General features: G+C 67.6%; 22 protein-coding genes and 3 tRNA genes. 11 read left to right on the forward strand and 14 right to left on the reverse strand.

The window, feature by feature from the left end; translation table 11 throughout:
• The first annotated feature begins 15 nt into the window (after positions 1-15).
• Both J3A72_RS09565 and J3A72_RS09570 read left to right on the forward strand, forming a co-directional pair.
• Positions 16-579, forward strand: a complete 564-nt coding sequence (locus tag J3A72_RS09565; protein WP_032956176.1) for a DUF3011 domain-containing protein — start codon at positions 16-18, stop codon at positions 577-579.
• Between the two features lie 174 nt (positions 580-753).
• A complete protein-coding gene (locus J3A72_RS09570; protein WP_005417823.1) occupies positions 754-957 on the forward strand; it encodes a hypothetical protein in 204 nt (67 codons plus the stop codon).
• A 139-nt stretch (positions 958-1,096) separates the two neighbouring features.
• On the opposite strand, the gene dxs is transcribed toward J3A72_RS09570, so the two are convergent.
• The 7 genes from dxs to J3A72_RS09605 form a co-directional block, all read right to left on the reverse strand.
• Positions 1,097-3,004 carry a 1-deoxy-D-xylulose-5-phosphate synthase gene (dxs, locus tag J3A72_RS09575; RefSeq protein WP_032956193.1) on the reverse strand — a complete coding sequence of 636 codons (1,908 nt, stop codon included), beginning with the start codon at positions 3,002-3,004 and terminating at the stop codon, positions 1,097-1,099.
• Positions 3,005-3,109: 105 nt separating this feature from the next.
• On the reverse strand, positions 3,110-3,775 hold the full coding sequence (locus J3A72_RS09580; RefSeq protein ID WP_032956174.1) for an HNH endonuclease: 666 nt from the start codon (positions 3,773-3,775) through the stop codon (positions 3,110-3,112).
• 475 nt (positions 3,776-4,250) lie between these two features.
• Entirely contained in the window at positions 4,251-6,041 is a 1,791-nt protein-coding gene (locus J3A72_RS09585; RefSeq protein WP_075076312.1) for an acyl-CoA dehydrogenase C-terminal domain-containing protein, read from the reverse strand.
• A gap of 64 nt (positions 6,042-6,105) precedes the next feature.
• Complete coding sequence (locus tag J3A72_RS09590; RefSeq protein ID WP_075076313.1) at positions 6,106-6,582, reverse strand: LEA type 2 family protein; 477 nt, start codon at positions 6,580-6,582, stop codon at positions 6,106-6,108.
• Between the two features lie 165 nt (positions 6,583-6,747).
• Positions 6,748-7,299: a lipocalin family protein gene (locus J3A72_RS09595; RefSeq protein ID WP_049405026.1), complete on the reverse strand. Its 552-nt coding sequence runs from the start codon at positions 7,297-7,299 to the stop codon at positions 6,748-6,750.
• A gap of 142 nt (positions 7,300-7,441) precedes the next feature.
• A tRNA-Phe gene (locus tag J3A72_RS09600) sits at positions 7,442-7,517 on the reverse strand.
• 72 nt (positions 7,518-7,589) lie between these two features.
• Positions 7,590-7,665: transfer RNA gene (locus J3A72_RS09605), tRNA-Phe, on the reverse strand.
• A gap of 334 nt (positions 7,666-7,999) precedes the next feature.
• Between J3A72_RS09605 and J3A72_RS09610 the strand changes: the two genes are divergently transcribed.
• A complete protein-coding gene (locus J3A72_RS09610) occupies positions 8,000-9,025 on the forward strand; it encodes an NADP-dependent oxidoreductase (protein WP_075076314.1) in 1,026 nt (341 codons plus the stop codon).
• Positions 9,026-9,107: 82 nt separating this feature from the next.
• Here J3A72_RS09610 and J3A72_RS09615 read toward each other — a convergent pair whose 3' ends face one another.
• Complete coding sequence (locus J3A72_RS09615) at positions 9,108-9,950, reverse strand: methylated-DNA--[protein]-cysteine S-methyltransferase (protein WP_075076315.1); 843 nt, start codon at positions 9,948-9,950, stop codon at positions 9,108-9,110.
• Between the two features lie 132 nt (positions 9,951-10,082).
• On the opposite strand from J3A72_RS09615, the gene J3A72_RS09620 reads away from it, so the two are divergent.
• On the forward strand, positions 10,083-10,844 hold the full coding sequence (locus tag J3A72_RS09620; RefSeq protein ID WP_075076316.1) for an SDR family oxidoreductase: 762 nt from the start codon (positions 10,083-10,085) through the stop codon (positions 10,842-10,844).
• A gap of 6 nt (positions 10,845-10,850) precedes the next feature.
• Here the strand turns inward: J3A72_RS09620 and J3A72_RS09625 are convergent, their stop codons facing one another.
• On the reverse strand, positions 10,851-11,336 hold the full coding sequence (locus J3A72_RS09625; RefSeq protein WP_075076317.1) for a hypothetical protein: 486 nt from the start codon (positions 11,334-11,336) through the stop codon (positions 10,851-10,853).
• Between the two features lie 158 nt (positions 11,337-11,494).
• Between J3A72_RS09625 and J3A72_RS09630 the strand changes: the two genes are divergently transcribed.
• Positions 11,495-11,668, forward strand: a complete 174-nt coding sequence (locus J3A72_RS09630; RefSeq protein WP_006457496.1) for a hypothetical protein — start codon at positions 11,495-11,497, stop codon at positions 11,666-11,668.
• A 61-nt stretch (positions 11,669-11,729) separates the two neighbouring features.
• Here J3A72_RS09630 and J3A72_RS09635 read toward each other — a convergent pair.
• Positions 11,730-11,805 (reverse strand) — tRNA-Ala (locus J3A72_RS09635).
• A 231-nt stretch (positions 11,806-12,036) separates the two neighbouring features.
• Between J3A72_RS09635 and J3A72_RS09640 the strand changes: the two genes are divergently transcribed.
• A complete protein-coding gene (locus J3A72_RS09640; RefSeq protein WP_049419229.1) occupies positions 12,037-14,367 on the forward strand; it encodes a TonB-dependent receptor in 2,331 nt (776 codons plus the stop codon).
• 71 nt (positions 14,368-14,438) lie between these two features.
• On the opposite strand, the gene J3A72_RS09645 is transcribed toward J3A72_RS09640, so the two are convergent.
• Entirely contained in the window at positions 14,439-15,512 is a 1,074-nt protein-coding gene (locus J3A72_RS09645) for a hypothetical protein (protein ID WP_053496412.1), read from the reverse strand.
• A 90-nt stretch (positions 15,513-15,602) separates the two neighbouring features.
• Positions 15,603-16,682 carry a ribonuclease D gene (rnd, locus tag J3A72_RS09650; RefSeq protein WP_032956162.1) on the reverse strand — a complete coding sequence of 360 codons (1,080 nt, stop codon included), beginning with the start codon at positions 16,680-16,682 and terminating at the stop codon, positions 15,603-15,605.
• Between the two features lie 84 nt (positions 16,683-16,766).
• Here rnd and J3A72_RS09655 point away from each other — a divergent pair, with 84 nt between their 5' ends.
• Positions 16,767-18,653 carry a formylglycine-generating enzyme family protein gene (locus J3A72_RS09655; protein WP_075076318.1) on the forward strand — a complete coding sequence of 629 codons (1,887 nt, stop codon included), beginning with the start codon at positions 16,767-16,769 and terminating at the stop codon, positions 18,651-18,653.
• Between the two features lie 84 nt (positions 18,654-18,737).
• Entirely contained in the window at positions 18,738-19,634 is an 897-nt protein-coding gene (locus J3A72_RS09660) for a M48 family metallopeptidase (RefSeq protein ID WP_005417787.1), read from the forward strand.
• Positions 19,635-20,262: 628 nt separating this feature from the next.
• Here the strand turns inward: J3A72_RS09660 and xseA are convergent.
• Together xseA and queG are read right to left on the reverse strand one after the other, a co-directional pair.
• The gene (gene xseA / locus J3A72_RS09665) at positions 20,263-21,594 is read right to left on the reverse strand and encodes an exodeoxyribonuclease VII large subunit (protein WP_046431756.1); all 1,332 of its coding nucleotides are present in this window, start codon (positions 21,592-21,594) and stop codon (positions 20,263-20,265) included.
• A 44-nt stretch (positions 21,595-21,638) separates the two neighbouring features.
• Positions 21,639-22,709: a tRNA epoxyqueuosine(34) reductase QueG gene (gene queG / locus J3A72_RS09670; RefSeq protein ID WP_032956157.1), complete on the reverse strand. Its 1,071-nt coding sequence runs from the start codon at positions 22,707-22,709 to the stop codon at positions 21,639-21,641.
• Between the two features lie 23 nt (positions 22,710-22,732).
• Between queG and J3A72_RS09675 the strand changes: the two genes are divergently transcribed.
• The 3 genes from J3A72_RS09675 (at position 22,733) to J3A72_RS09685 (ending at position 26,347) form a co-directional block, all read left to right on the forward strand.
• Positions 22,733-24,217, forward strand: a complete 1,485-nt coding sequence (locus tag J3A72_RS09675) for a bifunctional ADP-dependent NAD(P)H-hydrate dehydratase/NAD(P)H-hydrate epimerase (protein ID WP_075076319.1) — start codon at positions 22,733-22,735, stop codon at positions 24,215-24,217.
• Positions 24,214-24,696, forward strand: coding sequence for a tRNA (adenosine(37)-N6)-threonylcarbamoyltransferase complex ATPase subunit type 1 TsaE (tsaE, locus tag J3A72_RS09680; protein ID WP_049405932.1), 483 nt, complete (start codon positions 24,214-24,216; stop codon positions 24,694-24,696). The genes J3A72_RS09675 and tsaE overlap by 4 nt, the downstream gene beginning before the upstream one ends.
• 82 nt (positions 24,697-24,778) lie before the next feature.
• On the forward strand, positions 24,779-26,347 hold the full coding sequence (locus J3A72_RS09685) for an N-acetylmuramoyl-L-alanine amidase (RefSeq protein ID WP_075076320.1): 1,569 nt from the start codon (positions 24,779-24,781) through the stop codon (positions 26,345-26,347).
• The last annotated feature ends 47 nt before the right edge of the window (positions 26,348-26,394 follow it).

Here is a 26,394-nt window from a genome sequence, read left to right on the forward strand (position 1 = left end):
CATCTGGAGATTTCGATGGGCAAGGCACTCACTTGGCGCACCCTGGCCTGCACCCTGTTGCCGATGCTGGCGGCGGCCGGCGGCGCCCAGGCGCAGAGCTATGGCTACGGCTATGACGACGACCGCTATGGTGGCCGCGATGGCAGTGGCATCGTGCGCTGCGAGTCGGTCAAGAACCGCAGCAATGAGTGCCGCCTGGACGGCCGCGCGCGGTTGATCCGCCAGTTGTCCGGTTCGCCCTGTGTGGAAGGTGAGACCTGGGGCCAGTCGCGCAACGGCGTCTGGGTCACACAGGGGTGCCGTGCCGAATTCGTCGGTGAATACCGCCGCGGTGGCGGCTGGGGTGGCAATGGTGGCGGCTGGGGCAATGGCAATGGCAACGGATGGGGCGGCGGCGATGTGGTCACCTGCCATTCCAATGGACATCGGCAGGAGTACTGCGATGCGCGCATCCGCCGGGGTGTGCGCCTGATCCGCCAGGACTCACGCAGCGCCTGCATCGAAGGCCAGAGCTGGGGCTGGGATCGCCGCGGCATCTGGGTGAGTGATGGCTGCCGGGCGCAGTTCCAGGTGAACTGAGCTTTACGGGTTCAGCCCATGAAAATCAGAATAATCTGATACAGCTCACATTTTGAACGCCGTATTGTCTGCGATCAGGGCACGTTGCGTGCTCTGAATTCCAGCGGTGCCGTGTGCCATGACCGGCATGGGCATCCCGCCGCCATCGATACGCTGCCTCAAGGAGTGAGCTGCATGTTGATCCGCCTGCAATGCGAACAGCGCCAGTGGCGCGTGCTGCATCCGGACCGGCCGGAGCCGATCGAGTTCCGCGATGGCGCCCGCGCCTACGACTTCGCCGAGACCCTGGCCCGCCTGCACTTTGTCGACACCGGTCAGCGTGCGGCCGTGCGCGTGGAAGCCAGCGGCGCATTCGTCGAAGCGGTCAGTTACGGCTGAGCGCGGGTGCCTGCCAAGGCAGGCACCCGGAATTCCATCATCCACGCATGGCGTGGATCTACGCGTTGCGAGCCTGGAGGGTGCGGACGCTGTCCGCGCCCATTGCGCCCTGTGTGGATCTACCGGGTGGTGATCGGCCTCAGCCTGCCGCGCTGAGCGGCGGGGTACCTGCGGCGAGCTGCGGCCAGCGCTTGAGCACAGCAGCGCGGATGCCGGCGGCGTCGATGCCGGCTTCGGCCAGCAGGTCTTCGCGGCTGGCATGGTGCTGGTAGCTGTCGGGCAGCCCCAGGTGCAGGATCGGACGCAGCACGCCTTCGGCATTGAGCAGTTCACCAACACCGGAGCCGGCGCCACCGGCCACCACGTTGTCTTCGATCGTCACCAGGCCCTCATGCTGGGCGGCGACAGCCAGCACCAGCTCGCGGTCCAGCGGCTTGATGAAACGCATGTTGACCACGCTCAGGCCCAGTTCGCGGCCGACCTGCTCGGCGGCGGCCACGGTGCTGCCGAAGGCGAGCAGGGCAATGCGGCTGCCCTGCAGGCGCAGTTCGCCCTTGCCGATCGGCAGGGTCGACAGGTCGGTGCCGGCTGCAACGCCGGTGCCGGTGCCGCGCGGGTAGCGCACGGCGGCCGGGCCCGGGTGCTGCAGGCCGGTGCTTAGCATCTGCCGGCACTCGGCTTCGTTGGACGGTGCCATCACCACCAGGTTCGGCACGCAGCGCAGGAAGCTCAGGTCGAGGTTGCCGGCGTGGGTCGCACCGTCCGGGCCGACCACGCCGGCGCGGTCGATCGCGAACAGCACGTCCAGGTCCTGGATGGCCACGTCATGTACCAGCTGGTCGTACGCGCGCTGCAGGAAGGTCGAGTAGATCGCCACCACCGGCTTGCCACCCTGTGTGGCCATGCCGGCGGCGAGGGTGACCGCATGCTGTTCGGCAATCGCCACGTCGAAATAGCGCTGCGGGTATTCCTTGCTGAAACGCACCAGGCCGGAGCCTTCGCGCATCGCCGGGGTGATGCCGTACAGGCGCGGCTCGGCGGCGGCGGCATCGCACAGCCAGTCGCTGAATACATCGGTGTAGGTCGGCTTCTTGGCCCCGGCCTTGGCCACCAGGCCCTTGTCCGGATCGAACGGGCCCACGGCGTGGTAACCGATCTGGTCGCCCTCGGCCGGCTCGTAACCCTTGCCCTTGGTGGTCATCACATGCAGCAGCTTCGGGCCCTTGGAGGCGCGCAGCGTCTTCAGCGTGGACAGCAGGGCGGGCATGTCGTGGCCGTCGATCGGGCCGGTGTAGTGGAAGCCCATTTCCTCAAACATCGTGGAAGGCACGAACATGCCCTTCCAGTGTTCTTCCCAGCGTTTCACGAAGCGTGCCGGATTGTTCTTCTTGTCACCGAGAATCTTCTTGCCGCCTTCGCGCAGCGCGTTGAGCGTGCGGCTGCCGGTGGCGCGGCCCAGCATCTTGGTCAGGCCGCCCACGGCCTCGGAGATCGACATGTTGTTGTCGTTGAGGATCACCAGCAGGTTCGGCTCCGGCTCCATGCCGCCAGCGTGCATCAGCGCTTCGAACGCCATGCCGGCGGTCATCGCGCCGTCACCGATCACCGCCACGATCTTGCGGTCGTCGCCTTCGGACTGGCGGGCGATGGCCATGCCCAGTGCGGCCGAGATCGAGGTCGAGGAGTGGCCGACACCAAAAGTGTCGTACTCGCTTTCCTCGCGCTTCGGGAACGGCGCGATGCCGTCCTTCTGCTTGACGGTGTGGATCTCGTCGCGGCGGCCGGTCAGGATCTTGTGCGGGTAAGTCTGATGGCCGACGTCCCAGACCAGCTGGTCGTGCGGTGTCTGGTACAGGTAGTGCAGGGCCACGGTGAGCTCGATCACGCCCAGGCCGGCGGCGAAGTGGCCGCCACTCTTGCCCACCGATTCAATGAGGTAGGCGCGCAGTTCGTCGGCAACCGCCCTCAATTCGGATTCGTCGAACGTGCGCAGGTCATCCGGCGTCTGGATGCGCGCGAGGCGGGGATAGCGGGCAGAGTCGATCATCATGTTCGCACTTTTTCTGAACGCCCATTTTCGCCCTCAAACGGGGGTGGGGCAAGCAAACGCCGCCGTCCGTGACAGGACGGTGAGGGTTGCATTTTCAGGCGTTCAGGTGCTCAGTTTCGAGCGCTTGGGCAATTGCGCCTTCAGGAAGGCCATCTGGTCGGCCAGGATGTTGCGGTTGGACAGGATCAGGTGCTCGATCCAGCTGGGCCGGTAGGGCACTGCCAGCAGGGGCATGCCGGCCTGCTGCGGGGTGCGGTCGCTCTTGCGCGAATTGCAGTGGAAGCAGGCGGTGACCACGTTTTCCCAGCAGTCCAGGCCGCCCTTGGACAGCGGCATGACGTGATCGCGGGTGAGCGTGGGGCGGCTGAACTGCTGGCCGCAGTACATGCACAGATGGGCGTCGCGGGCGAAAAGGGCCTGGTTGGTCAGGTTCGGCGTCGGGTCGATCGCACGGGAGCGGGCGTGGCCGCGGGCGGCGATGATCGGGTGCAGGTCCATGCCGCTCTGCAGGCCGCTGAAGCGGTTGGTGCCGCCGTGGATGTGCAGGCAGGGGTCGCCGAGCGTCCAGGCCACCGCCTCGCGGGCGTAGAGGCAGGCCGCATCCTGCCAGGTGATCCAGTCCAGTACGCGTCCGTGGGCATCAAGCGAGAGCAGCCGGACCGAACCGGGGCGATGCAGCGTCGTGGCGTTGGGCGATGCTTCGGCGCCCGGAGCAGAAAACGGAGCTCCGGCTTCGATCAGACCCAAGCGTGTAGTGTCTGTCTCCATCGGGAGAACAGCTTATACCTGAATCATTGCGATTTGGGTATCGCCCGGAGGGCGAAACCCAAATCGCAATGATTCAGGTCCGCGCATTCCTCCTATCCCCCGCACCTGTCGGTGCGCCCCCCTTAACAAAGGGGGGCTTTTCCCCAGATGGATTTCGGTGGTTTCCATCCACGCGTGGCGTGGATCTACGCAGATCGCGGGGAACTGTCAGAGGCGGGGCGGTGTGGGTTGGCAGGACCGTTGGCGCCATGGAGGGCGCCATCGAGCCCCCAGGGGTGAGGGCGCTTTGCTTGCGAAGCACTGCTTCGCAAGCGCCCGAAGGCACAGTCGCCAGCGGCTGGGCCGGACCGCGGAGCGGGGTTTACGGCGTGTCCTGCCAGCCCACACCGCCCCGCCATCCACCGGGATCCAGCTGTTGCTATTGCGGTTGCCGGCCAGCGGCCGGCACTACCGCGGGTGCCGGGCGAAGCCCGGCTCAGGCGCCGAAGCGCTCGTCGTCCATGGCCATCAGCGGCGCGGCGCCGGCCTGGATCGCGGCGGCGTGGCTGAGGGTGCGCGGCAGCACGCGGGCGAAGTAGAACCGTGCGGTCTCGCGCTTGCCCTGGGCGAAGGCGGCGCCGTGCGCGCTGGCATCGGCGGCGGCCACGCTGCGGGCCCACCAGTAGGCCAGCACGACGTAACCCGAATAGAACAGGTAGTCGTAGCTGGCCGCGCCCAGTTCGTCGGGATTGGCGGCCGCGCGCTGCAGCACGTCCATCGTCAGCTTGCCCCATTCGGCGGCCTTGGCGCGCAGCGGGCCGATGAACTCGGCCAGCGCTTCGTTGCCCTCGTGTTCCTTGGCGAAGGCTTCGATCTCGGCCAGCATCAGCTTCAGGCCGGCGCCCTGGCTTGATGCGGTCTTGCGGCCGATCAGGTCCAGCGCCTGGATGCCGGTGGTGCCTTCATACAGCGTGGTGATGCGTGCATCGCGGGCCAGCTGCTCCATGCCGTGCTCGCGGATGTAGCCGTGGCCGCCGAAGCACTGCAGGGCGTTGTAGGTGTTCTCGATGCCCCATTCGGTCTGGCAGGCCTTGGAGATCGGGGTCAGGAAGCTCACCAGGGTGTCGGCGCGCTCGCGCTCGGCGGCATCCTGGGCGTGGTGGGCGATGTCGATCAGGGTGGCGGCATGCAGCGCCAGCAGGCGGCTGCCTTCGACCAGCGACTTCACGGTCAGCAGCATGCGACGCACGTCCGGGTGGACCAGGATCGGGTCGGCCGGCTTGTCCGGGAACCTGGCGCCGCTCAGGGCGCGCGACTGCAGGCGCTCACGGCTGTACTTCAGTGCGTTCTGGTAAGCGCGCTCGGACAGGCCGATGCCCTGCAGGCCGACACCCAGGCGCGCGGTGTTCATCATGGTGAACATGGCCTGCAGGCCCTTGTGCGGCTGGCCGACCAGGTAACCCTGCGCACCATCGAAGTTCATCACGCAGGTGACCGACCCCTTGATGCCCATCTTGTGTTCGATCGAGCCACAGCGCAGTGCATTGCGCTCGCCGACGTTGCCATCGCGGTCGACCTTGAACTTCGGGGTGACGAACAGCGAGATGCCCTTGGCGCCCGGAGGGGCGTCGGGCAGCTTGGCCAGCACCAGGTGCACGATGTTCCCGGTCAGGTCGTGCTCGCCGGCGGTGATGAAGATCTTGGTGCCGGTGATCGAGTAGCTGCCGTCGGCGTTCGGCTCGGCCTTGGTCTTGAGCAGGCCCAGGTCGGTGCCGCAGTGCGGCTCGGTCAGGCACATGGTGCCGGTCCAGCGGCCCTCGATCAGCGGCTTGAGGAAAGCCTCGTGCTGCCAGGCCTCGCCGTGCTGCTTCAGCGCTTCGATGGCGCCATGCGAGAGCAGCGGGAAGTTGCCCCATGCCAGGTTGGCGGCGTTGATCATTTCGTTGAGCGGCACGCCCAGGGTGTGCGGCAGGCCCTGGCCGCCCAGCTCCGGCGAGGCGGTCAGGCCGGTCCAGCCGCCATCGACGAACTGGTCGTAGGCCTGCTTGAAGCCGGGCGGGGTGGTCACTTCGCCGGTGGCCTGGTCGAGCACGCAGCCGATCTCGTCGCCGACGCTGTTGAGCGGGGCCAGCACGGCGGCGCTGAAGCGGCCGGCTTCTTCCAGCACGGCATCGACCACGTCGGCGGTGGCGTCGGTGAAGCCCAGGCGGGCGAACAGGGGTTCGACCTTGAGCACGTCGTGCAGGGCGAAACGGAGGTCGGAAAGCGGGGCGGTGTAGCTGCTCATCGGTACGTCTCGATTTGATCAGGGCAGAGGGGAGCGGCGCCGGGCGCCGCGACGAAAGGCGGGTTCAGCGCAGCACGCCGGGCAGGCCGGGGGCCTGGTTGAGGGTGCTGCGGCTGCTGATGTCGAAGCTGCGCTGCTTCTTTTCCTGCGGCGTGGCCGCCACCGTTCCCTTCAGGGCGTAGGCCAGGGTGCGGTTGCTGGCCAGCGCGTCGGCCACCACCAGGCGCGCGGTCGAGCTGGGCACGAGGTCGACATTGATGACGTCGGCGGAGGTGCCGCCGATGGAGATGCCGGGCTTGACCTGCAGGGTGCCGGCATCGCTGTCGCCGACGGTCAGCGCCAATGAGACATCATCGAAGGTCATCGGCATCGAGCTGAAGTTCTGCAGGCGCAGGGCCACGGTCCAGTTGCCGTCGGCACGCACGGTCAGCTGCTGCAGGCTGGCCGCCGGTTCCGAAACACGCTTGACGATGCCGTTGCCGCAGGCAACAAGGGCGAGGGTGCACAGGACGATCAAGGCGGTACGGAAGCGGTGGAGCATGGGCGCAAGTCCTCTGGAGGGGGTGCGTTGGGGTAAGCATACTACGGCGTATGGTTTTATGGATCGCCCGGGGCGACCCGTCCGCAGAGGGTAGCGCGTGAAGATGGCGGTCGGGCATGCACAACGCCGGATGGCGCGCGCACGATGCGCCGGATGCGAAGCGGTTCAGTCGGCCGCGGGATCGCGCAGCGGGGCCATCAGGCGCAGTGGCCCGAGGTCGTACCCCATCGACTCGGCCTTGGCTTTCAACTGTTCGAACCGATCGCGCTCCATCTCCGGCAGGCGCGAGAGGATCCACAGATACTTGCGGCCGGGTTCGCCGACCAGGGCCCATTGATAGTCCGGGTCCAGCGCCAGCACCCAGTAGTCGGCCCAGACCAGGGGCGCCCAGCTCAGCCAGTCGGGGACGAAGCGCACCTGCAGTTGCCCGGGATGGCCGGCCACCGGGCGTGCCACGCCTTCGGCGACCACGCGCTCGCCGTCACCCTTGCGGCAGGCATTGGTGACGCTGATGCGGCCGTCGCGGCGCAGGCCATAGTTGGCGGTGATGTCGCCCACGCACTGCTTCTGGAACGAGACTGGAAGATGCGCGATCTCGTGCCATTGGCCCGCGTAGCGATCAATGTCCAGGTGCTCGACCGCGCGCACCGGTTCAGTGGCGATCACCGGGAAGGCGGCCAGCAGCAGGCAGGCGAGCAGGGCGGGGCGCAGATGCATCGGCAGGCTCCAGGCAGGAGTCTGGAGCGTAGGTGCCGCGGCCCGTGCCGGTGTAAATGTTTCGTCAACCGAGCCACGGTGGTCGCCGCTTGCGCGAAGCGCGAATAAAAAAAAGACCTGCATTTCTGCAGGTCTCTGAAGATGGTGGCCGAAGACGGAATCGAACCGCCGACACGGGGATTTTCAATCCCCTGCTCTACCAACTGAGCTACTCGGCCAAATTGTGTGGCTACCGCGGTGAGTGCGGTTTCCGGAAAAAAAAGACCCGCATTTCTGCAGGCCTTCGAAAGTGGTGGCCGAAGACGGAATCGAACCGCCGACACGGGGATTTTCAATCCCCTGCTCTACCAACTGAGCTACTCGGCCACATGTTTCGTTGCAGCGAGGTCGCTGCCAAGGACGCGTATATTACGGAGGTCGGCTGCCTTCGGCAAGCGTTTTGCCAAGATTTCTTCACATTGCCCTCTGCGCGCTCGCAAGTGCTTGATCCTCCGTTGTGGAGCGGGGCGTGGCCCATCGATTGTCGTCTGCGGTGGAAATCTGCAGGTCGCCGCGTTCGCCAAAGCTGCAAGGGCAAGGGGTGCGCCGGACCCGCGCGGGTCCGGGCAGTGGAACGCTGTTTTCGTGGCCGCCATCGGGGATCGCCGCAGCGTAGTGTCGGCAGTCCTTTCCCGATGCTGGCAACAGCAGAGACCTGGCCATGTCCGATTCCTCCGCCGCGTCCCGCATCGTGCTTGCCTCGCGTCCGCAGGGGGCGCCAAGTGCAGCCAATTTCCGCCTGGAACAGGTTGCGCTGCCGGCACTGGCCGATGGCGAAGTGCTGCTGCGCAACCGCTACCTCTCGTTGGACCCGTACATGCGAGGACGCATGGACGAGGGCCCGTCGTATGCCGCGCCGGTGGCGGTAGGGGCGGTGATGGAAGGCCAGACCGTGGCCGAGGTGCTGCAATCCAAGGCCGAGGGCGTAACCGCAGGCGAGCTGGTGCTGGCGCCGGGGGGCTGGCAGACCCACGCGGTGCTGCCGGCCAAGGCGCTGGGGCGTCGTCTGGATCCGGCCGGGCTGCCGCTCAGTACGGCGCTGGGGGTATATGGCATGCCCGGTTTCACCGCCTATTCCAGCCTGCATGAAATCGCCCGTCTGAAGCCGGGCGAGACGTTGGTGGTAGCCGCCGCGACCGGGCCGGTGGGCGCGACCGTGGCGCAGCTGGCCAAGCTGCAGGGCGCGCGCGTGGTCGCCATCGCCGGTGGCGAGGCCAAGCGTGCCTATCTGCAGACGTTGGGCGTGGACGTGGCGCTGGATCATCGCGTGGCTGATTTTGCGGACCAGCTGCGCGCGGCAGTGCCTGCGGGCATCGACGTGTACTTCGAGAATGTCGGCGGCCATGTGCTGGATGCGGTGCTGCCGCTGCTCAACGACTTCGCCCGCATTCCGGTCTGCGGCACCATCGCTACCTACAACGAGCGGGGCGTCGAGCAGCCTGGCCCGGATCGGCTGCCGTCACTGTTCAGCCAGATCCTGCGCCAGCGCCTGACCGTGCGTGGTTTCATCGTGCACGACTTCAACCACCTGTGGCCGGACTTCGAACGCGAGATGCCGCAGTGGCTGCGCGAGGGCCGCATCCAGTACCGCGAGGATGTGGTGGAAGGTCTGGAGAAGGCGCCGGAGGCGTTCTTCGGGCTGTTGCAGGGGCGCAACTTCGGCAAGCTGGTGGTGAAGCTGGATTGAGTGCTTGGTGGGTGTGCCGACCAAGGTCGGCCACTACCGGAAGCTGGGTGTGCCGACCAAGGTCGGCGGCTATCGGGTGGCGTCAGCCGTTGGCGACCTTTTCCCGGCGCAGCAGTTCGCGCTTGCGCGCAACGCCCCAGGCATAGCCGGACAGGTCACCGTCGCGGCGCACCACGCGGTGGCAGGGCACGGCTACCGCCAATGGATTGCTCGCGCAGGCACGTGCCACCGCACGACTCGAGCGTGGTGCACCGATATGCGCGGCAATATCCGCATACGACGCGGTCTGGCCGCGCGGAATCTGCTGCAGTGCCTCCCATACCCGCTGCTGGAAGGCGGTGCCGCGGATATCCAGCGGCAGTGTGGCGCCTCGCGAGGGATCCTCGACCAGGCCCACCACCTGTGCCACCAGTTGCTCATAGCCGTGGTCGGCACCGACCAGTTCGGCCTGGCGGAAGCGTTGCTGCAGTGACTGCAGCAGCGCCTCCGGATCGTCGCCGAGCAGGATCGCGACCACGCCGGTCCCGCTGCTGGCCACCAGCACGCTGCCCAGTGAGCTTTCGGCAAGCGCGAAGTGGATGACTTCGCCGCGACCACCTGCGCGCCATTGCTTGGGAGTCATGCCCAGCAACTTCGGTGCGTTCTCGTAGAAGCGCCCGCTGGAGCCGAAGCCGGCATCGTGGAAGGCATCGGTGATGCGCTCCTGCTGTTCGAGCCCGGTGCGCAGGCGGTCGGCGCGCAGCGCGGCAGCGTACTGCTTGGGGGTCAGCCCGGTGGCCTGTTTGAACAGGCGATGCAGGCGCGTCGGGCTGCAGCCGGCGATGTCGGCCAGCTCCTGCAGCGAGGGCTCGTCGAGGCTGGCCTGCAGATGGCGGCAGACCCGTTCGACGCGGGCGTCGAGGGCGGTGGTGGCGGTGCTGTCCATGGGCGGATTCTGGCACGTGCCGGTTCTGCGGAAACTCCGTTTCCTGCACCTGGCCGCGAGGCCCGGAAACGGAGTGTTGGTGGGCCGGAGGCGCGGCATCGTGGCGGCCACTCCACAACCGGTACCACTCTCATGCGCCTGAACAACAAGATCGCCCTCATCACCGGTGCCAGCGCCGGCATTGGCCGCGCCAGTGCGCTGCGCTTCGCCGCCGAAGGGGCAAAGCTGGTGCTCAATGCGCGTCGGCCGCAACCGCTGCACGCACTGGCCGAGCAGATCCGTGCCGGCGGCGGCGAGGTGGTGGTGCATGCCGCCGACGTGGCCGAGCCGGGCACGGCACAGGCGTTGGTCGATCTGGCCCAGCAGTCATTCGAAGGCCTGGACATCGCGCTCAACAATGCCGGGATGCTCGGCCCCGGCGTGCCGGCAGCAGAGTTCCCGGCGGATGCGTGGCGCGAGGTGATGGCCACCAATCTCGACGCCGCCTTCCATGCCGCACGCGCGCAGTTGCCGGCATTGCTGGCACGCGGGGGTGGCTCGCTGGTGTTTGTCGGTACCTTTGTCGGCCATACCGTGGGCTTCCCGGGTATGGCCGCCTACGCGTCGAGCAAGGCCGGACTGATCGGCCTGAGCCAGGTGATCGCCGCCGAGTACGGCGCGCGTGGCGTACGCAGCAACGTGCTGCTGCCTGGCGGTACCGATACCGAGATGGGCCGGCAGGCCGCACCCACCGGCGATGCCCGCGACTTCGTGCGCTCGCTGCACGCACTCAAGCGCATGGCCGAGCCGGAGGAGATCGCCAACGCGGCGCTGTTCCTGGCCAGCGATGAAAGCAGTTTCGTTACCGGTACCGCGATGCGTGTTGAAGGTGGAGTGTCGATCACCCGTACCTGAGCGGCGTCATGAGCGCGGCGTGTAGCGGATACCGCTGCTGGCCATGAAGCCTTTCGGGTCGAACCGGGCCCATGCCTCGCCCCACTCGAACCGGGCGCGGCCACCTGCCAGTTTGCGCCCCAGAGCCGTGGCCAAGGTGCGACGCATGAAAGCGACTTCGGCATCGATTGCGACCTGGGTCGGCCAGCCGTCTTCCAGTGTCGCACCCGGCAGATCGACGCCGATCGTCACCATGTCGAGCTGTTGCCCGTGGAAGCACAGGCTGATGCCGGCGGGCGCACCGCCCAGACTGACCCGGTGCAGGCTGAGCCAGTGATAGCCGGTGCCGGCATCGCGCTCGCCATGCATCAGCGTGGCGAAGGCGATGCGCGCCTCCTCCAGTGACAGGGTGGGGCAGATCAACGTCGTCAGGTGGCCGAGCTGGATGCTGCCGTCCGCTGGATCGAGGCGCATTGGCAGCGTACGCGCGGCGTGCTGGGCGGGAGGTGACATCGCGGACTGGCTAGGCATGTTGGTCCGGATTCTGCAGAGCCGTGAGCTGCGGCGGCAAGCGGAACTGCACACGCTGTTCGCGCGGGCCTGACCTGCGGATCACTGCGCAGCCTCTAGCGTGAAGTCCTGATCGGCCTTCGCCGGCACAGGAGACTTCGATGAGCGAGCGCGACAAAGACCCTGGCGATCCGAAACAGGGCGTACAGGAAAGCCGTCAGGACAGGGCGCAGGAGGACGTGGCAAAGCAGCGGCCGGGGCAGCGCGATCAGCAGGTGCGTGATACGCATTCGCGTGGTCCACGCCGCAAGGACGGGGATCAGGAACCTGCCTGACTCGTGATCGATGCAAGAAAAAACCCGCAGATCGCGACGATCGGCGGGTCTTCTTTATGAGTGGTGGAGCCAAGGAGGATCGAACTCCTGACCTCGTCATTGCGAACGACGCGCTCTCCCAGCTGAGCTATGGCCCCACGGCAGGGCTTCAGTGTAGCCAACTGGCTGCGCCTTGCCAAGCCGACCCGGGATGTGCCGGACGGCGTGGCATGAAGGCGTGCACTGTGCCGAAACCGTCCGGTTTGTCGGGCCCGGATGCCGCGCAACGAAATCGTAACAATTTGGGGGATAATGGCGGCTTGCGCAGTTCTCCTCCTTTTTGCCGCCCGGCTCGCGCAGGCCGCACGGACGCCTCCTCAGAGCATTCCATGCCCTCCCATTCCGATTCCCGCCGCCTGTCGGGTATGTCGTCTTCCTTCGTTTCCTTCCGCCGCCATCCGCTGGCCCTGGCCTGTGCCGGCCTGGCCCTGGTCGGCAGCTTTGGTGCCGCCGCGCAGGACAGCGCGCCGACCCCGACGGGCCTGGACACGATCACCGTGACCGCCGAGCACCGCGAACAGAACCTGCAGGAAGTGCCGGTCTCGGTGGGCGTGGTGCAGGGAGAGCGCATGCGTGACTTCACCGCCGGCGGCGACGACACCCTGCTGGCGCTGTCCGGCCGCGTGCCGAGCCTGTATGCGGAAACCACCACCGGCCGCATCTTCCCGCGCTTCTATATCCGCGGCCTGGGCAACATCGACTTCTACCTGGGTGCCTCGCAGCCGGTGTCGATCATCCAGGACGATGTGGTGCTGGAGCACGTGGTGCTGAAGTCCAACCCGGTCTATGACGTGGACCAGGTGGAAGTGCTGCGCGGCCCGCAGGGCTCGCTGTTCGGCCGCAACACCACCGCCGGCATCATCAAGTTCGACACGCTGAAGCCGACCCAGGACTACACCGGCCGCGTCAGCGCCAGCTATGCGACCTACAACAGCGTGTCGATCGACGGCGGCTTTGGCGGCCCGATCAACGACATCGCCTCGTTCCGCGTGTCGGCGCTGTACCAGCACCGCGACGACTACGTCGACAACACCTACAGGGGCCCGAGCGCTGACGGCACGGTCAGCCCGAAGAAGAACGCCATGGGCGGCTTCGATGACCGCAACGTGCGCGCGCAGCTGCTGCTGACCCCGAGCGACCAGTTCTCGATCCTGGCCTCGGCCCACGCCCGTGATTACGAAGGCACCTCGACCCTGTTCCTGCGTGGTGCGCTGACCAAGGGCTCGAACAAGACCGACGTGCCGCGCGACCAGGTCGCCTACGACGAAGCCGACAACAACCCGCAGGCCTACAAGACCTACGGTGGCTCGGTGAAGGCGCGTTACGACTTCGGCGCGATCGACTTCACCTCGATCACCGCCTACGAAACCACCTCCGGCTACAGCCGTGGCGACACCGACGGCGGCGCGGCGGTGAACTTCCCGGTGAACGGTGTGCCGAACGGCTACGGCCAGTCGATGGGCCGCATCCGTGATCTGGACCAGTGGACCCAGGAATTCCGCCTGGCCAGCCATGACGACAGCGCCCTGCAGTGGCAGGCCGGTGCGTTCTACTTCAACGGCAGCGACACCACCGACTTCTACCAGCGTGCGTGGTTCCTGCAGGGTGCGGCCCGCAACCCGAACAACTGGGTGCGACTGCGCAACAAGAACACCTCGTGGGCCGGTTTCGGCCAGCTGAGCTACGCCTTCACCGACAAGTTCACCGTCACGGCCGGCCTGCGCCAGACCAAGGACGAGAAGCACACCCGCCTGCTGAAGACCGCTGACACCGCCGCCGGCGTGGTGACCTACAAGGGCCGCACCGACGTCAAGATGTCCGACACCACCCCGAGCTGGGATCTGAGCGCGATGTACCAGATCACGCCGGACGTGAGCGTCTATGCGAAGGTCGCACGCGGCTTCCGCGGCCCGACCATCCAGGGCCGTTCGGCGGTGTTCAATGCCGACTTCACCACCGCCGATTCCGAGACCATCCTGTCCTGGGAAGCCGGCGTGAAGAGCAGCCTGTGGGACAACCGCCTGCGCCTGAACGCCACCGCGTTCACCTACACCGTCAATGACATCCAGCTCAACGGCAACGATTCGGACGGCAACGGCGTGCTGTTCAATGCCGACAAGGCCAAGGCCTACGGTTTCGAAGCGGACATGGAGCTGCGCCCGATCCCGAACCTGACCCTGAGCGCCGGCGTCAGCCTGCTGCACAGCGAGATCAAGGACAAGCGCGTCTACGCGCAGGTCTGCGGCCTCAACGGCAAGGTGGTGTGCACGGTGAATGACCCGACCATCAAGGTCGGTGCCAACACCTTCGCGCAGATCGACGGCAACCCGCTGCCGAACGCGCCGAAGTACAACGTCAACCTGGCCGCCCGCTACGACTTCCCGGTCAGCGACGCGGGCACCATGTTCGTGTCCACCGACTGGAACAAGCAGGGCTACACCAGCTTCGTGCTGTACGACAGCAAGGAGTTCAACTCCAAGGGTGATTTCGAGGGCGGCCTGAAGATCGGCTACTCGGGCAACTACGGTGCCTATGAAGTGGCGCTGTTCGCGCGCAACATCACCAACGAGAAGAACCTCAAGGGTGTGATCGAGAACTACATGGCCGCGGTCTACAACGAACCGCGCACCGTCGGTGTCTCGTTGAACATGAACTGGTAAGGCTTACCCCGTCGTGTAACGGAAACGGCGCTCATCGAGCGCCGTTTTTCGTTGCTCGGCATCATCCGTGCTCACGGCGTGGCGCTGACGCCCTTGCCCAGCGCTGCATCGGACGGCGCACTGGGGCCCAGCACCTGCAGCTGCATCGCCTCCATCCGCTCCAGTACCTTGCGCTGCTTGCCGTTGAGGCCGCGCGAGGTGATTGCGATGTGCTTGCGTGCAGCGTCCAGCGGCGCGGGTTGGTAGTGCACCGTGAAGCGGCGCAGGGCGCATCCCGTCAGCTTGTCGACCGGTGCGCAGTCGTTCGCGTTGAAATCGATATCGCCGTCGGCGGCAACAATGAAGGGGCTGAGCAGGATCTGCCCTTCGCGGGCAGTGAAGGCCAGTGGCGCGTGGGCCTTGGCGATGACCGCCTGGATGCGTACGGCAGGGATGTCTTCAGGGACGATCCTGTCATCCCAGTAGCCTTCGGTCGGGCGCGAGGTTTCGTAGTTCTGGGTGCCCCATGCCACGCAGTTGCCGGAGGCCACATGCACCGAGATGCAGACCTGCTGGGAGTGCTGATCGGTCAGGACGCCGGGTGGTACCCAGACCTTCTTCCAGGAATAGAAACGGTAATCGACGTCGGCCAGGCGGGTGGCGCCGATGTCCTTCGATACTTCGTCCGTAGTCCCCAGCGGCTTCAGCTTGGCCACGCGGGTGTTCAGGCGGTAGTTCTCCGCACCGTTCAGCAGATAGGTGCCCGGCGGAATCAGATGCACCTCGAACACGTCCATCAACACCGTCCGCTGCGGGCCGGTTTCCAGTTCGTTGGTGTTGAACAGCTGCACATAGCCCTGGGAGGGAATGTCCTTGTGCTGGAAGGACACCCGCGTCGAGAACCCGGGCAGGTCGGTCGAGCGCTTGCCCAGATGAAAGCCGGGGACCGGAGAGCCGACGCCTGGCCCGCCGTTGTGCACGACATACGGGGCCGGCACCAGCACGGCAACCAGACCGTCGCGGGTGGCACCGTCAATGATGTCCACCAGATTGGCTGTGTTCTCCTTTTCCTGTGCATAGGAAAGCGGTGCGGCCTGCCCAGAGCATGCCAGGCCCAACGTGGTTAGCAGCAGTGCGCAGGCGGTCGCGATCTTGAGGGTCTGCATCGACGTCTCCTTGTCAGTACCGGTAAACCCTAGCACGGCCCCTGCAGGCTCGAGGTGCATGGCGCCGGCGTGGTCCGGCGCCTTGTGCCATCAACGTGCGGGCAGCAGCGCCTGCAGCCGCGATTCCAGTTCCTGCTGGCGCCAGCCGGCCAGTGCGGCCGGCCACTGGCGGCGTTCCAGATAGCTTTCCAGGTGCTTGCGTGAGGCCAATACGCCATCCGGCAGGCCCAGTTCGCGGCTGCGCTCGGCAACCGCGTCCTGCAGCTTCTTCAGTGCCTGCTTGTTGCTGTCGTTGGCCGGCAGCGCCAGCGGTGCTTCGGCCTCATCGGCCAGCGGCGTATCCAGCGCCTGCCACACAGCGCCCGCGAGCTTGCGCGGTGCCTTCGGGAACTGTTCGAACAGCTTGCCCAGTGCGGCGGCATCGGCCGGTGGCGTGCGTGCCAGCGTGGCGGCCAGTTCGTTGTCCAGGATCCAGCTGCGCGGGCGGTCGCTGCTGCGTGCCTGCACATCGCGCCAGCGCAGCAGACGCAGCAGCCGATGCTGTGCGGCCGTGTCGAGGAACTGCGCCGAGCGCATCGCCAGGTGCGGCCAACGGTCTTCGTCATTGGCGACGCTGGCCAGCAGGCGCTCGCCGTCGTCGTGCAGCCACTGTTGGCGGCCCAGCGCCTGCAACCTGGCATCGATGGCGTCATGCAGCGCGAACAGGTGCTCGACATCGTCGGCGGCGTACTGCAGCTGCGACTCGGACAACGGGCGGCGCATCCAGTCCGAACGGGTTTCGCCCTTGGCCAGCGCCACGCCGGTGATTTCCGCGACCAGCTTCTGGTAGCCCATACCGCCACCGATGCCGGCCAGCGAGGCGCCGATCTGGGTGTCGAACAGCGGACGTGGCAACACGCCGCAGGCCCACTTGAAGGCGACCAGGTCTTCGCTGGCGCTGTGCATCACCTTGACGATCGATTCATCGGCCAGCCACGGCGCCAGCGCCTCGGTCATGCCGGGAATCAGGGGGTCGATCAGCAGGATGTCCTGCCCGACCGCCATCTGCACCAGGGCCAACTGCGGCCAGAAGGTGCGTTCACGGATGAATTCGGTGTCCAGGCCGATGCGGGCCGGACGCTGCTGGAAGTACGGATCCAGCTCGGCGGGGGTGGTGATCCAGATTGCCACGGGTCAGGGCCTACTACTCGGGTTTGCTCAGGCAGGGGAGAATAGCCTAACGTCGGTCCGCATCCGTGCCGAAGGAGATCCTGCTTGCGTTTTCCGCTGTCGTCCGTGCTGTGCACCGCCCTGGCCCTGGCCGGCTGCACGCCGTCGCCCTCGGCGACACCGGAGCCGGGACCGGCTGCTGGCGAAGACGCACGGCCGCAGCAAGGCATGCAGGCGGACGCGACGCCGGAGGCGGCGCAGGGCAGTGTCGCCATCGCCGGTGAGGATGCCGCCGAGGATGTGCAGCGGTGGACGCCACCGCGGGTCGATCGGCAGGGGCGCAGCCTGGCCCAGCTGCGTCGCGCGGCCGAGAAGGCGTTCGCCGAAGGGCGCCTGTACGAGGACGCCGACGCGGCGGTTCCGCTGTGGCTGGCGGTGCAGGAAGAAGACCCGGATGACCGCCAGGCCCGCAACGGCCTGCAGCGCGCCCGCCAGCGCCTTCAGCAGCAGGCCGATGCCCTGCTGGTCCGGCCGCTGCAGCAGCGCGAGGCGCTGGCCGAGGCCAGCCGCCAGGCACTGGTGCTGCTGAGCCTGGCGCCGAAGGATGAGAAGGTTCGCGCGCTGCAGGGACGGGTGGAGCTCGCCCAGCGCGTGGTGGCCTACAACCGTGCCGGCGAGGAAGACCTGCGTTCGGGGCGGATCGGTGAGGACGGTGACGGCGCGATCGGCAACTTCCGTGAAGCGCTGGCCCTGGATGAACACAACAGCCGGGCACGGCAGGGCCTGGCGGCGGCCGAGAGTGGCCTGATCCGCCGTGCCGAGGACGCCGCGCGGGTGCGTGACTTTGCCAGCGCCGGCACCTGGCTGGCCGAAGCCAGCAAGGTCCGTGATTCGTCACCGGCCATTGCCGATGCCTTCGAACGTATCGAACAGATCCGCGCGGCGGCACTGCTGCAGCTGCGCGATGATGGCCTTCGCGAACTGGCGACGCCACAGGGCCTGAAGCCGGCGCGCGAGAAGCTGGCCGAGGCCCTGCGCATCGCCTTGCCAGGGGATGCGGTGGTGGCCCAGTTGCGCGAACGCATCGACCTGGCCACCCATTACGGCAGCTTCCGTCCCGGGCAGGTGTTCAGCGACGCCATGCGCGATGGCGGGCGCGGCCCGCAGATGATCGTGGTGCCGCATGGTGGCTTCCAGATGGGCGCGGGTGATGCCGAGCCCGGTGCCAGCGATGCCGAGCGGCCCTCGCATTATGTGCGCTTCGACCGCGGGTTTGCGATGGCGATCACCGAGATCACGGTCAGTGATTTCGAGCGCTATGTGAAGTCGACCAATGCGCGGCCGCGTGCGACCCGGCGCGGCCACTCGGTGGTCTATGACGAGCGCAGCGGCAATTTCATCCGCCGCAGCGGTGTGGACTGGCGTTCCGATTACGATGGCGCGCGCGCACTGGGCAATTCGCCGGTGATGCATGTGAGCGTGCGTGATGCCGAAAACTACGCGGCGTGGCTGTCCGAGCAGACAGGACGCAGCTACCGGCTGCCCAGCGAGGCCGAATTCGAGTACGCGCTGCGTGCCGGCAGCAGTGGCCGTTATCCGTGGGGCGACGCCGGCACGCCGCCGCCCGGCGCTGGCAACTTCACCGGCAGCAAGGATGTCTCGCCCTCGGGGCGGCACTGGCACAACGCCTTCGTCGGCTATGGCGATGGCTGGTGGGGGCCCGCGCCGGTGGCCAGTTTCCAGGCCAATGCCTTCGGCCTGCACGACATGGCTGGCAATCTCAGCGAGTGGGTGGCCGACTGCTGGCATGCCAGCTACCGGCGTGCGCCGTCCGATGGTGTCGCCTGGTTCAACCCGGGCTGCCGGTCGCGGGTGATCCGGGGCGGCAACTGGGCCAATGCGCCCGAGCAGACCCGTGCGGCCTGGCGGCAATCGCAGGACTCAGACACCACCAACGCGCGCATCGGCTTCCGTCTGGTGCGGGGCATCTGAGCATCGGGCTTCACCCGCTGCTGGCGTCCGCGCACTAAGATTGCGCCGTGCCCGCCGGCCGGCGGGGCCTGCTGGAAGACACCGATGCGCAACGATCCCTTTTCCCGCTCGCCGCAAGGCCCGCAGCGGCGCGGCCTGTTCGGCAACATCCGCTGGTGGGTGCTGCTGCTGGCAGCGGGCTATGCGGTGTTCTACTGGTTCTCCAATCGCACGGTCGATCCCTACACTGGCGAGAAGGTGATGATCGACAGCAGCCTGGATGCGCGTCAGGAGACCGCGCTCGGGCTGCAGGCCTACCAGCAGATCCTGTCGCAGGAACGGCCGATGGATCCGAATGCGCCGATCGCGCGTGATGTGCGCGACATCGCCCAGCGCCTGATCGCCAAGGTGGACGTGGTGGAGACCGCGCTGGCACAGGAGCACGGCGTGCAGCCGGCGCATTTCGCGCGGGATTTCCAGTGGGAAGTGAATGTGATCCCGTCCGAGCAGGCCAATGCGTTCTGCCTGCCGGGTGGCAAGATGGCGGTCTACACCGGCCTGGTGCCGGTGGCGCGTACGCGTGACGCGATGGCGGTGGTGATGGGCCATGAGATCGCCCATGCGCTTCTACGCCATGGTGCACAGCGGATGGCGCAGCAGAAGCTGACCCAGATCGGGCAGATGGCTGGTGCCGCCAGCGGCATGGATGCGCAGCAGCAACAGATGATGATGTCGGCGATGGGCTACGGCTACCTGCTGCCCTATGCGCGCAGCCACGAGACGCAGGCCGATGAAGTGGGGCTGATGCTGGCCGCAGCGGCCTGCTTCGATCCCCGCGAGGCGGTGCCGCTGTGGCAGCGCATGGGCCAGGCCAGTGGCGGCCAGGCGCCGCCGGAGTTCGCCTCCACCCACCCGAACCCGGGTACCCGCATCCAGAACCTGCAGGCGCTGATGCCGAAGGCGCTCGAGTACCGGCAGAAGTTCTGCGAGCAGGCAAAGTAGGGGGAGGGGCGGCAGGGCTTGCAGCCCTGCACCCGCGGTAGGTAGTGCCAGCCGCTGGCCGGCAGCAGCAACAGCGGAAGCGGGTTTCCTGAGGGATGGCGGGGTGGGTCCGGTTGCGGGAGACGCCGTAATCCCTTCCATGGGGGCTTGGCCGCGGCATCCATGCCGCGGACACCCCCGCAACCGGACCCACCCTGCCTTCGACAGTTTGCTGCGGTCTGTGGGAAATGCTCTTGGGGTCAGATCCGTTTTCCGTAGGAAAACGGATCTGACCCCGAATTGATTCGATATCTGACAGGATCTACCGTGTCGACCAAGCTCGACACCTACCAACAGTCATCGGAATCTGTCAGAGGTGGGGCGGTGTGGCTGTGCAGGACCGTTGGCGCCATCGAGCCCCCAGGGGTGAGGGCGCTTTGCTTGCGAAGCACTGCTTCGCAAGCGCCCGAACGCACAGCCGCCAGCGGCTGGGCCGGACCGCGCAGCGGGGTTTACGGCGTGTCCTGCACAGCCACACCGCCCCGCCAAACCATCAGCAATCCAGAGCCGCTTTTGCTGTTGCTGTTGAGGTTGCCGGCCAGCGGCCGGCACTACCGCAGGTGCAGGGCGCAGCCCTGCCGAACACCCCTTACTTGACCTGTACGTCGATCACGCCGTCGCCGACGCGGGCCTGCAGGGCGTCACCGGACTGTACCTGATCAAGCTTTCGCACCAGCGTACCGTCATCGCTGCGGGTCAGGATGCTGTAGCCACGCGCCACGGTCGCCAGCGGGCTGACTGCTTCAAGTGAACGCGCCAGTCCGCGCAGTCGCAGTGCATCGCGCTCCAGCAGGCGCTGCATTGCGGCCTGCGGCCGCCCGCGCAGGGCAGCCAGACGGCGCTGCATCGCATCGAGCTGGCGCTGCGGATGGTGCCCGCGCAGCACTGCCGCCGCATGACGCAGGCGCGCGGCGCGACGCTCCTGCTGCTGGTTGAACGCAGCATGCAGGCGCCGGCCCAGATCCAGCTGGCGCCGGCGCAACAAGTCCAGCCGCGCCTGCGGGCTCTGGGCGTTCAGGCGCAGCAGGGCGCGGTCGGCGCGCTGCATCGCCTGCTGCATCGCATGCCGTTGCAGCTGCACCATGCGCGCGGCCGTGCGGCGCAGGCGCAGGGCCAGTTCGCGCTGGTCGGGTACCAGCAGTTCAGCTGCCACCGAAGGCGTCGGCGCACGCAGGTCGGCGGCGAAGTCGCTGAGGCTGAAGTCGGTTTCGTGGCCGACCGCCGAAACCACTGGGGTGTGGCTGGCGGCGATCGCACGGGCCAGGGCTTCGTCATTGAAGGCCCACAGGTCTTCCAGCGAACCGCCGCCGCGGGTCAGCAGGATCACGTCGTAGCGACCACTGGCATCGGCCGCCTGCAGCAGGCGGGTGATCTGCGCGGCGGCGCTGCTGCCCTGCACCAGGGTCGGCAGCAGGTCGACTTCCAGCAGCGGGAAACGGCGGCCGAGCACGCTCAGCACATCGCGCACGGCGGCGCCGGTCGGCGAGGTGATCACTGCCAGACGTTGTACATGCGCCGGCAGTGGCCGTTTGCGCGCCGGGTCGAACAGGCCCTCGGCCTCCAGCCGTGCCTTCAGTTCCTCGAAGGCGCGGCGCAGTGCGCCTTCGCCCGCCTCCTCCATGTGGTCCAGCACCATCTGGTACTCGCCACGGGCGTCGTACAGGGTCACCTTGCCGCGCACCAGCACGCGCATGCCTTCGCGCGGCACGAACTTCAGGTACTGCGCCTTCATCCGGAACATTGCGGCACGCAGCTGCGCACGCGCGTCCTTCAGGGTGAAATACAGGTGACCGGAGGCAGGACGCGCCACGCTGCCCAGTTCGGCCTCGACCCAGATCGCCGGGAAACTGCCTTCCAGCAGGTCGCGGGCCAGGGTGTTGAGCTGGCTGGGGGTGAAAATGTCGTTGTTGCGTGGCTGCATGGGAACGGCGTGCTGCGGGTGGAGCGGGGGCTCAGGATCGCACGTCAGCGCGCCGTGTGCTGGCCCAGCGCCCACTGCACGTGTTCACGCACCAGCGGCGAGGGATCATCGACGCGGGTCTGCAACGCGGCCAATGCTTCGGCCGAGGACGGTGCGTTGCCCAGTGCCACGGCGATGTTGCGCAGCCAGCGCTCGTGCCCGCTGCGGCGGATCGGGCTGCCCTCGGTGCGGCGCAGGAACTCGGCCTCGTCCCAGGCGAACAGCTGGTCCAGGCGCGCGGTATCGAGGTTGTTGCGCGCGCGGAAATCGGCTTCGTCGGTGCGCTTGGCGAACTTGTTCCAGGGGCAGACCAGCTGGCAGTCGTCGCAGCCGTAGATGCGGTTGCCGATCAACGGACGCATGTCTTCGGGAATGGCGCCGTCGTGCTCGATGGTGAGGTAGGAAATGCAGCGCCGCGCGTCCAGCCGCTGCGGGCCGGTGATGGCCTGGGTCGGGCAGACATCGATGCAACGCGTGCAGGTGCCGCAGTGCGCCGTGGCCGGCGTGTCGATCGGCAACGGGATGTCGATGTAGATCTCGCCGATGAAGAACCATGAACCGCCATGGCGGTCGATCAGGCAGGTGTGCTTGCCGATCCAGCCGAGGCCGGCGTTGCGCGCCAGTGCGCGTTCCAGCACGGGGGCGGAATCGACGAACACGCGGTAGCCCAGTGGCGCTACTTCATCATTGATCTGCGTCGCCAGCTTCTGCAGGCGGTTGCGCATCAGCTTGTGATAGTCGCGGCCCAGCGCGTAGCGCGCCACGTAGGCGCGGCCCGGGTCGGCCAGGGTCGCCCAGGCTTCGGTGTCGTCCTTGTGGCTGTAGTCCATGCCCACTGAAATCACGCGCACGGTGCCGGGCAGCAGCTCGGCCGGTCGCGCGCGCAAGGTGCCGTGGCGCGCCATCCAGTCCATCGTGCCGTACAGGCCCTGGCCCAGCCAGTCGGCCAGATGCGCTTCATCCTCGCCCAGTTCGATACCGGCGATGCCGCAGCGCTGGAAGCCATGCGCACGCGCCAGTTCGCGGATGCGCTGCACGGCCTGGACCGGATCGACAGGGGTGGGGGCGGGGGACATGTGCACCAGTATAAAATCCCTGCATGGCCAACCTTGCCGATCTGTTCGATTCCGCTGCCGCGCGTGCGCTTGATGCGCAGGCCTCGGCGTTGGCCGCCGACGGCGGCTGGGGCCTGATGGCGCAGGCCGGCCAGGCCGCCTGGCAGTGCCTGCTGCAGCATTGGCCCCAGGCGCGGCGGATCGGCGTGGTGGTCGGCGCTGGCAACAATGGGGGCGATGGCCATGTGCTGGCCCGTCACGCGCTGCAGGCCGGGCGCGAGGTGACAGTGATCGCCCTGCCGGGCAGGCCGCCCTCGACCGCGCTGGCACAGCGTGCAGCATCTGAATTCAGGTCCGGCGGCGGCACCATCACCGATTTCGACGGCATGCTGCCCGAGGCCGACGTCTGGGTCGATGCCCTGTTCGGGCTGGGCTTTGATCGCGCGCCGGAGGGTACGGCGCAGGCGTTGATTACCGCGCTCAACGCGCAGACTGCGCCGGTGCTGGCGCTGGATGTTCCCAGTGGCGTCGATGCCGACCGTGGGGCGGTGCCGGGTGTAGCAGTGCGCGCTGCACTGACCCTGCAGTTCATCCTGGCGCATCGCGGGCTGTATTCCGGCGATGCGCTGGATCATTGCGGGCACAAGGTCCTGGCGCCCCTGCTGTTGCCCGCGGCGGCCTGGCAAGGCGTGGTACCCGCTGCGGAGCACTGGACGCAGGTGAGGTTGCGGGCCCTGTTGCCACCGCGCCGCGCCAATACCCACAAGGGCGAATCCGGGCACGTGCTGTGCGTCGGCGGCAACCATGGCAGCGGCGGTGCCATCGCGATGGCGGCCGAAGCCGCCTTGCGCGCGGGTGCGGGGCTGTTGAGCCTGGGCACCCGCCGCGACCACGTCGGTCCACTGCTGGCCCGGTTGCCCGAGGCCATGACCCATGCACTGGAAGATGGCGATGTGCTGCCGGCGCTGCTGGACAAGGCGAAGGTGGTGGCGATCGGGCCCGGTCTGGGCCAGGACGAATGGGCACGCGCCTTGTTTGCGCGGGTGCTGGCCAGCAACAAGCCATTGGTGGTCGATGCCGATGCCCTGAACCTGCTGGCGCAGGATCCGCGCGCGTTGCCCGATGCCATTCTCACACCGCACCCGGGCGAGGCCGCGCGCCTGCTCGGCTGCAGCACGGCTGAAATCCAGGCCGACCGCTACACCTGTGCGCACATGCTGGCCGAGCGCTTCCACGCCGTGGTGGTGCTGAAGGGCGCAGGCAGCATCGTGGCGGCGCCTGGGCAAACGCCCCGGTTGATCGCTGCCGGTAACCCAGGGATGGCCGTGGGAGGCATGGGCGACCTGCTCACCGGCATCATCGCCAGCCTGCGCACGCAGGGCCTTGCGGCCTTCGATGCCGCGGCCGCGGGCGCGCTGCTGCATGCGCTGGCGGGCGATGCAGCTGCCGCCGATGGCGCGCGCGGCCTGCTTCCTACTGATCTGCTGGCGCCGCTGCGGCGACTGGCCAACCCGGACCTCTCCCCATGACCGAATTCTTCCTTGCCGACAGCGACGCCACCGAACTGCTCGGGCAGTGGCTGGCGGCCACCCGGCCGCCGCAGGCGCTGATCGAACTGCGCGGCGACCTGGGTGCCGGCAAGTCCACCACGGCCCGCGCGCTGCTGCGCGCGCTGGGCGTGCAGGGTGCGATCCGCAGCCCCACCTACACCCTGGTCGAGCGCTATCCGCTGGCCAGTGGCGGCGAGGCGTGGCACCTGGACCTGTATCGCATCGGCCAGGCCGGTGAGCTGGATTTCCTCGGCCTGGACGAGGGCAGCGCGGTGCTGTGGCTGGTCGAATGGCCGGAACGGGGCGCCGGCGCGCTGCCGCCGACCGACCTGGTAGTGGCGCTGGAGATCGAGGGACAGGGACGACGCGTCCGTCTCACTGGGGCCAGCGACGTAGGACATGAATGGCTGGAACGGCTGCCGCAAGGGGGCGACTTGCAGGCCATTTCTGTCGGCTGACGAGAACAAAGACCGGCAGGTTACGGATTATTAAGGAAAAAGGTGTTGCATTCCGTTCAGCGCGGTGATTGAATCCTGAGCCATGCGCCCGGGGAACCGTCTCATCGCCATCTGTGCCGCCGTCGGACTGGGTCTGGCGAGCGTCAGTGCGTGGGCGGGTGAAGTCCGACAGGTCCTGCTGAACACCGGCGCTACCGGCACCCGTGCCGAGATCTCGCTGGTCGGCAGTGGCGGCTACAAGACCCTGTCGCTGGCCGGCCCGAACCGCCTGGTGGTCGATTTCCCCGACTCCAGCGCCATACGCAACCTGAAGATGCCGGCCGCGCAGGGCGTGGTCACGGCGGTGCGTACCGGACAGCCGGTCCCGGGCACGTTCCGCGTCGTTTTCGACCTCGCCGAATCGGTGGCGCCGTTCCGCCCGCAGATGCAGCGCGAGGGCAATGAATCCAAGCTGGTGATCGAATGGCCGGGCGATGGCCCGGCCGTGGCCAGCAGCCGCGCGGCGGCGACGCCAGCCGTGCAGCCGCAGGCGCCCGCGGCGGGAGCTGCACCTGTACCGACTCCGGCCGAGAGCGCGCAGTCGCGCACCGATGCCGCGCGTGCCACGGCCCTGCTGACCGCACAGGTACAGCAGCAGGCCAGCGCCACTGCCGCCGCACCGGCCACGCCGACCCCGGCACCGACCACCGCGCCGGCCCAGGTTGCTGCGGCCGGTGTCACCGCCAGCAGCACGCCGTCGTCCTCGCCGGCCGCGATCCTCGCCGGCCAGCGCACCGCAGCGGTGGTGACCACGCCGCCGGCCACCGTGCCTACACCGGCACCGACGCCGGTGGAACCGCCGCGTCCTGTCATGCCCAGCGATGCGTCGCGTATCCGCATGCAGGCCGGCATGCGCCACCTGGTGGTGGCGATCGATCCCGGACACGGCGGCCAGGACCCGGGTGCGATCGGCCCGACCGGCAAGCGCGAGAAGGATGTCACTCTGGCAGTGGCGCGCGAGCTGGCCCGCCAGGTCAACGCCACGCCAGGCCTGAAGGCCTACCTGACGCGCGACAGCGACGTGTTCATTCCGCTGCCGATGCGTGCGCAGAAGGCGCGTGCGAACAAGGCGGACATCTTCATCTCGATCCATGCCGACGCGGCCGAAAACCGCTCGGCCACGGGCTCATCGGTCTACGTGCTGTCGACCAAGGGCGCCTCTTCGCAGCGCGCCCGCTGGCTGGCGGACAAGGAAAACGCGGCCGACCTGGTCGGTGGCGTGCGCCTGCAGCAGACCGAAGGCACCCTGGCCAACGTGCTGCTGGACCTGGCGCAGAGCGGCTACATGAAGGCGTCCGAAGACGCGGCCGGCCACGTGCTGGGCGGCCTGAAGCGGATCGGCAACAACCACAAGCCGAACATCGAGCGCGCCAACTTCGCGGTGCTGCGCACCTCGGACATGCCGGCGATGCTGGTGGAAACCGCGTTCATCTCCAATCCGGATGAAGAGCGCCGCCTGATGGACCCGGCGTACCAGCGCAAGATCGCTGGCGCCGTGCTGGATGGCGTGCACACCTTCTTCAGCCGCCAGCCGCCGCCGGGGACGTTGTATGCGGCCCGCGCCCAGGCCGAGATCGACGCGGCCGGCACCATGGCCGGCGGCAGCAAGTAAGCCGCCGAAGGCGGGTTACTGCTTTCCGTAGAGTCGAGCCGCGCTCG

The organism is Stenotrophomonas sp. PvP093, from assembly GCF_017876915.1.
In the GTDB taxonomy this organism is placed as follows: domain Bacteria; phylum Pseudomonadota; class Gammaproteobacteria; order Xanthomonadales; family Xanthomonadaceae; genus Stenotrophomonas; species Stenotrophomonas muris.

What these genes read in the sequence shown, in the direction of transcription:
- J3A72_RS09675 (WP_075076319.1), top strand. Translation starts at nt 22,733, where the DNA reads ATGGCCAACCTTGCCGATCTGTTCGATTCCGCTGCCGCGCGTGCGCTT.
- J3A72_RS09630 (WP_006457496.1), top strand. Translation starts at nt 11,495, where the DNA reads ATGAGCGAGCGCGACAAAGACCCTGGCGATCCGAAACAGGGCGTACAG.
- J3A72_RS09625 (WP_075076317.1), bottom strand. Translation starts at nt 11,336, where the DNA reads ATGTCACCTCCCGCCCAGCACGCCGCGCGTACGCTGCCAATGCGCCTC.
- J3A72_RS09660 (WP_005417787.1), top strand. Translation starts at nt 18,738, where the DNA reads ATGCGCAACGATCCCTTTTCCCGCTCGCCGCAAGGCCCGCAGCGGCGC.
- queG (WP_032956157.1), bottom strand. Translation starts at nt 22,709, where the DNA reads ATGTCCCCCGCCCCCACCCCTGTCGATCCGGTCCAGGCCGTGCAGCGC.
- xseA (WP_046431756.1), bottom strand. Translation starts at nt 21,594, where the DNA reads ATGCAGCCACGCAACAACGACATTTTCACCCCCAGCCAGCTCAACACC.
- J3A72_RS09620 (WP_075076316.1), top strand. Translation starts at nt 10,083, where the DNA reads ATGCGCCTGAACAACAAGATCGCCCTCATCACCGGTGCCAGCGCCGGC.
- tsaE (WP_049405932.1), top strand. Translation starts at nt 24,214, where the DNA reads ATGACCGAATTCTTCCTTGCCGACAGCGACGCCACCGAACTGCTCGGG.
- J3A72_RS09590 (WP_075076313.1), bottom strand. Translation starts at nt 6,582, where the DNA reads ATGCTCCACCGCTTCCGTACCGCCTTGATCGTCCTGTGCACCCTCGCC.
- J3A72_RS09685 (WP_075076320.1), top strand. Translation starts at nt 24,779, where the DNA reads ATGCGCCCGGGGAACCGTCTCATCGCCATCTGTGCCGCCGTCGGACTG.
- J3A72_RS09640 (WP_049419229.1), top strand. Translation starts at nt 12,037, where the DNA reads ATGCCCTCCCATTCCGATTCCCGCCGCCTGTCGGGTATGTCGTCTTCC.
- J3A72_RS09570 (WP_005417823.1), top strand. Translation starts at nt 754, where the DNA reads ATGTTGATCCGCCTGCAATGCGAACAGCGCCAGTGGCGCGTGCTGCAT.
- J3A72_RS09610 (WP_075076314.1), top strand. Translation starts at nt 8,000, where the DNA reads ATGTCCGATTCCTCCGCCGCGTCCCGCATCGTGCTTGCCTCGCGTCCG.
- J3A72_RS09615 (WP_075076315.1), bottom strand. Translation starts at nt 9,950, where the DNA reads ATGGACAGCACCGCCACCACCGCCCTCGACGCCCGCGTCGAACGGGTC.
- J3A72_RS09645 (WP_053496412.1), bottom strand. Translation starts at nt 15,512, where the DNA reads ATGCAGACCCTCAAGATCGCGACCGCCTGCGCACTGCTGCTAACCACG.
- J3A72_RS09580 (WP_032956174.1), bottom strand. Translation starts at nt 3,775, where the DNA reads ATGGAGACAGACACTACACGCTTGGGTCTGATCGAAGCCGGAGCTCCG.
- dxs (WP_032956193.1), bottom strand. Translation starts at nt 3,004, where the DNA reads ATGATCGACTCTGCCCGCTATCCCCGCCTCGCGCGCATCCAGACGCCG.
- J3A72_RS09565 (WP_032956176.1), top strand. Translation starts at nt 16, where the DNA reads ATGGGCAAGGCACTCACTTGGCGCACCCTGGCCTGCACCCTGTTGCCG.
- J3A72_RS09595 (WP_049405026.1), bottom strand. Translation starts at nt 7,299, where the DNA reads ATGCATCTGCGCCCCGCCCTGCTCGCCTGCCTGCTGCTGGCCGCCTTC.
- J3A72_RS09585 (WP_075076312.1), bottom strand. Translation starts at nt 6,041, where the DNA reads ATGAGCAGCTACACCGCCCCGCTTTCCGACCTCCGTTTCGCCCTGCAC.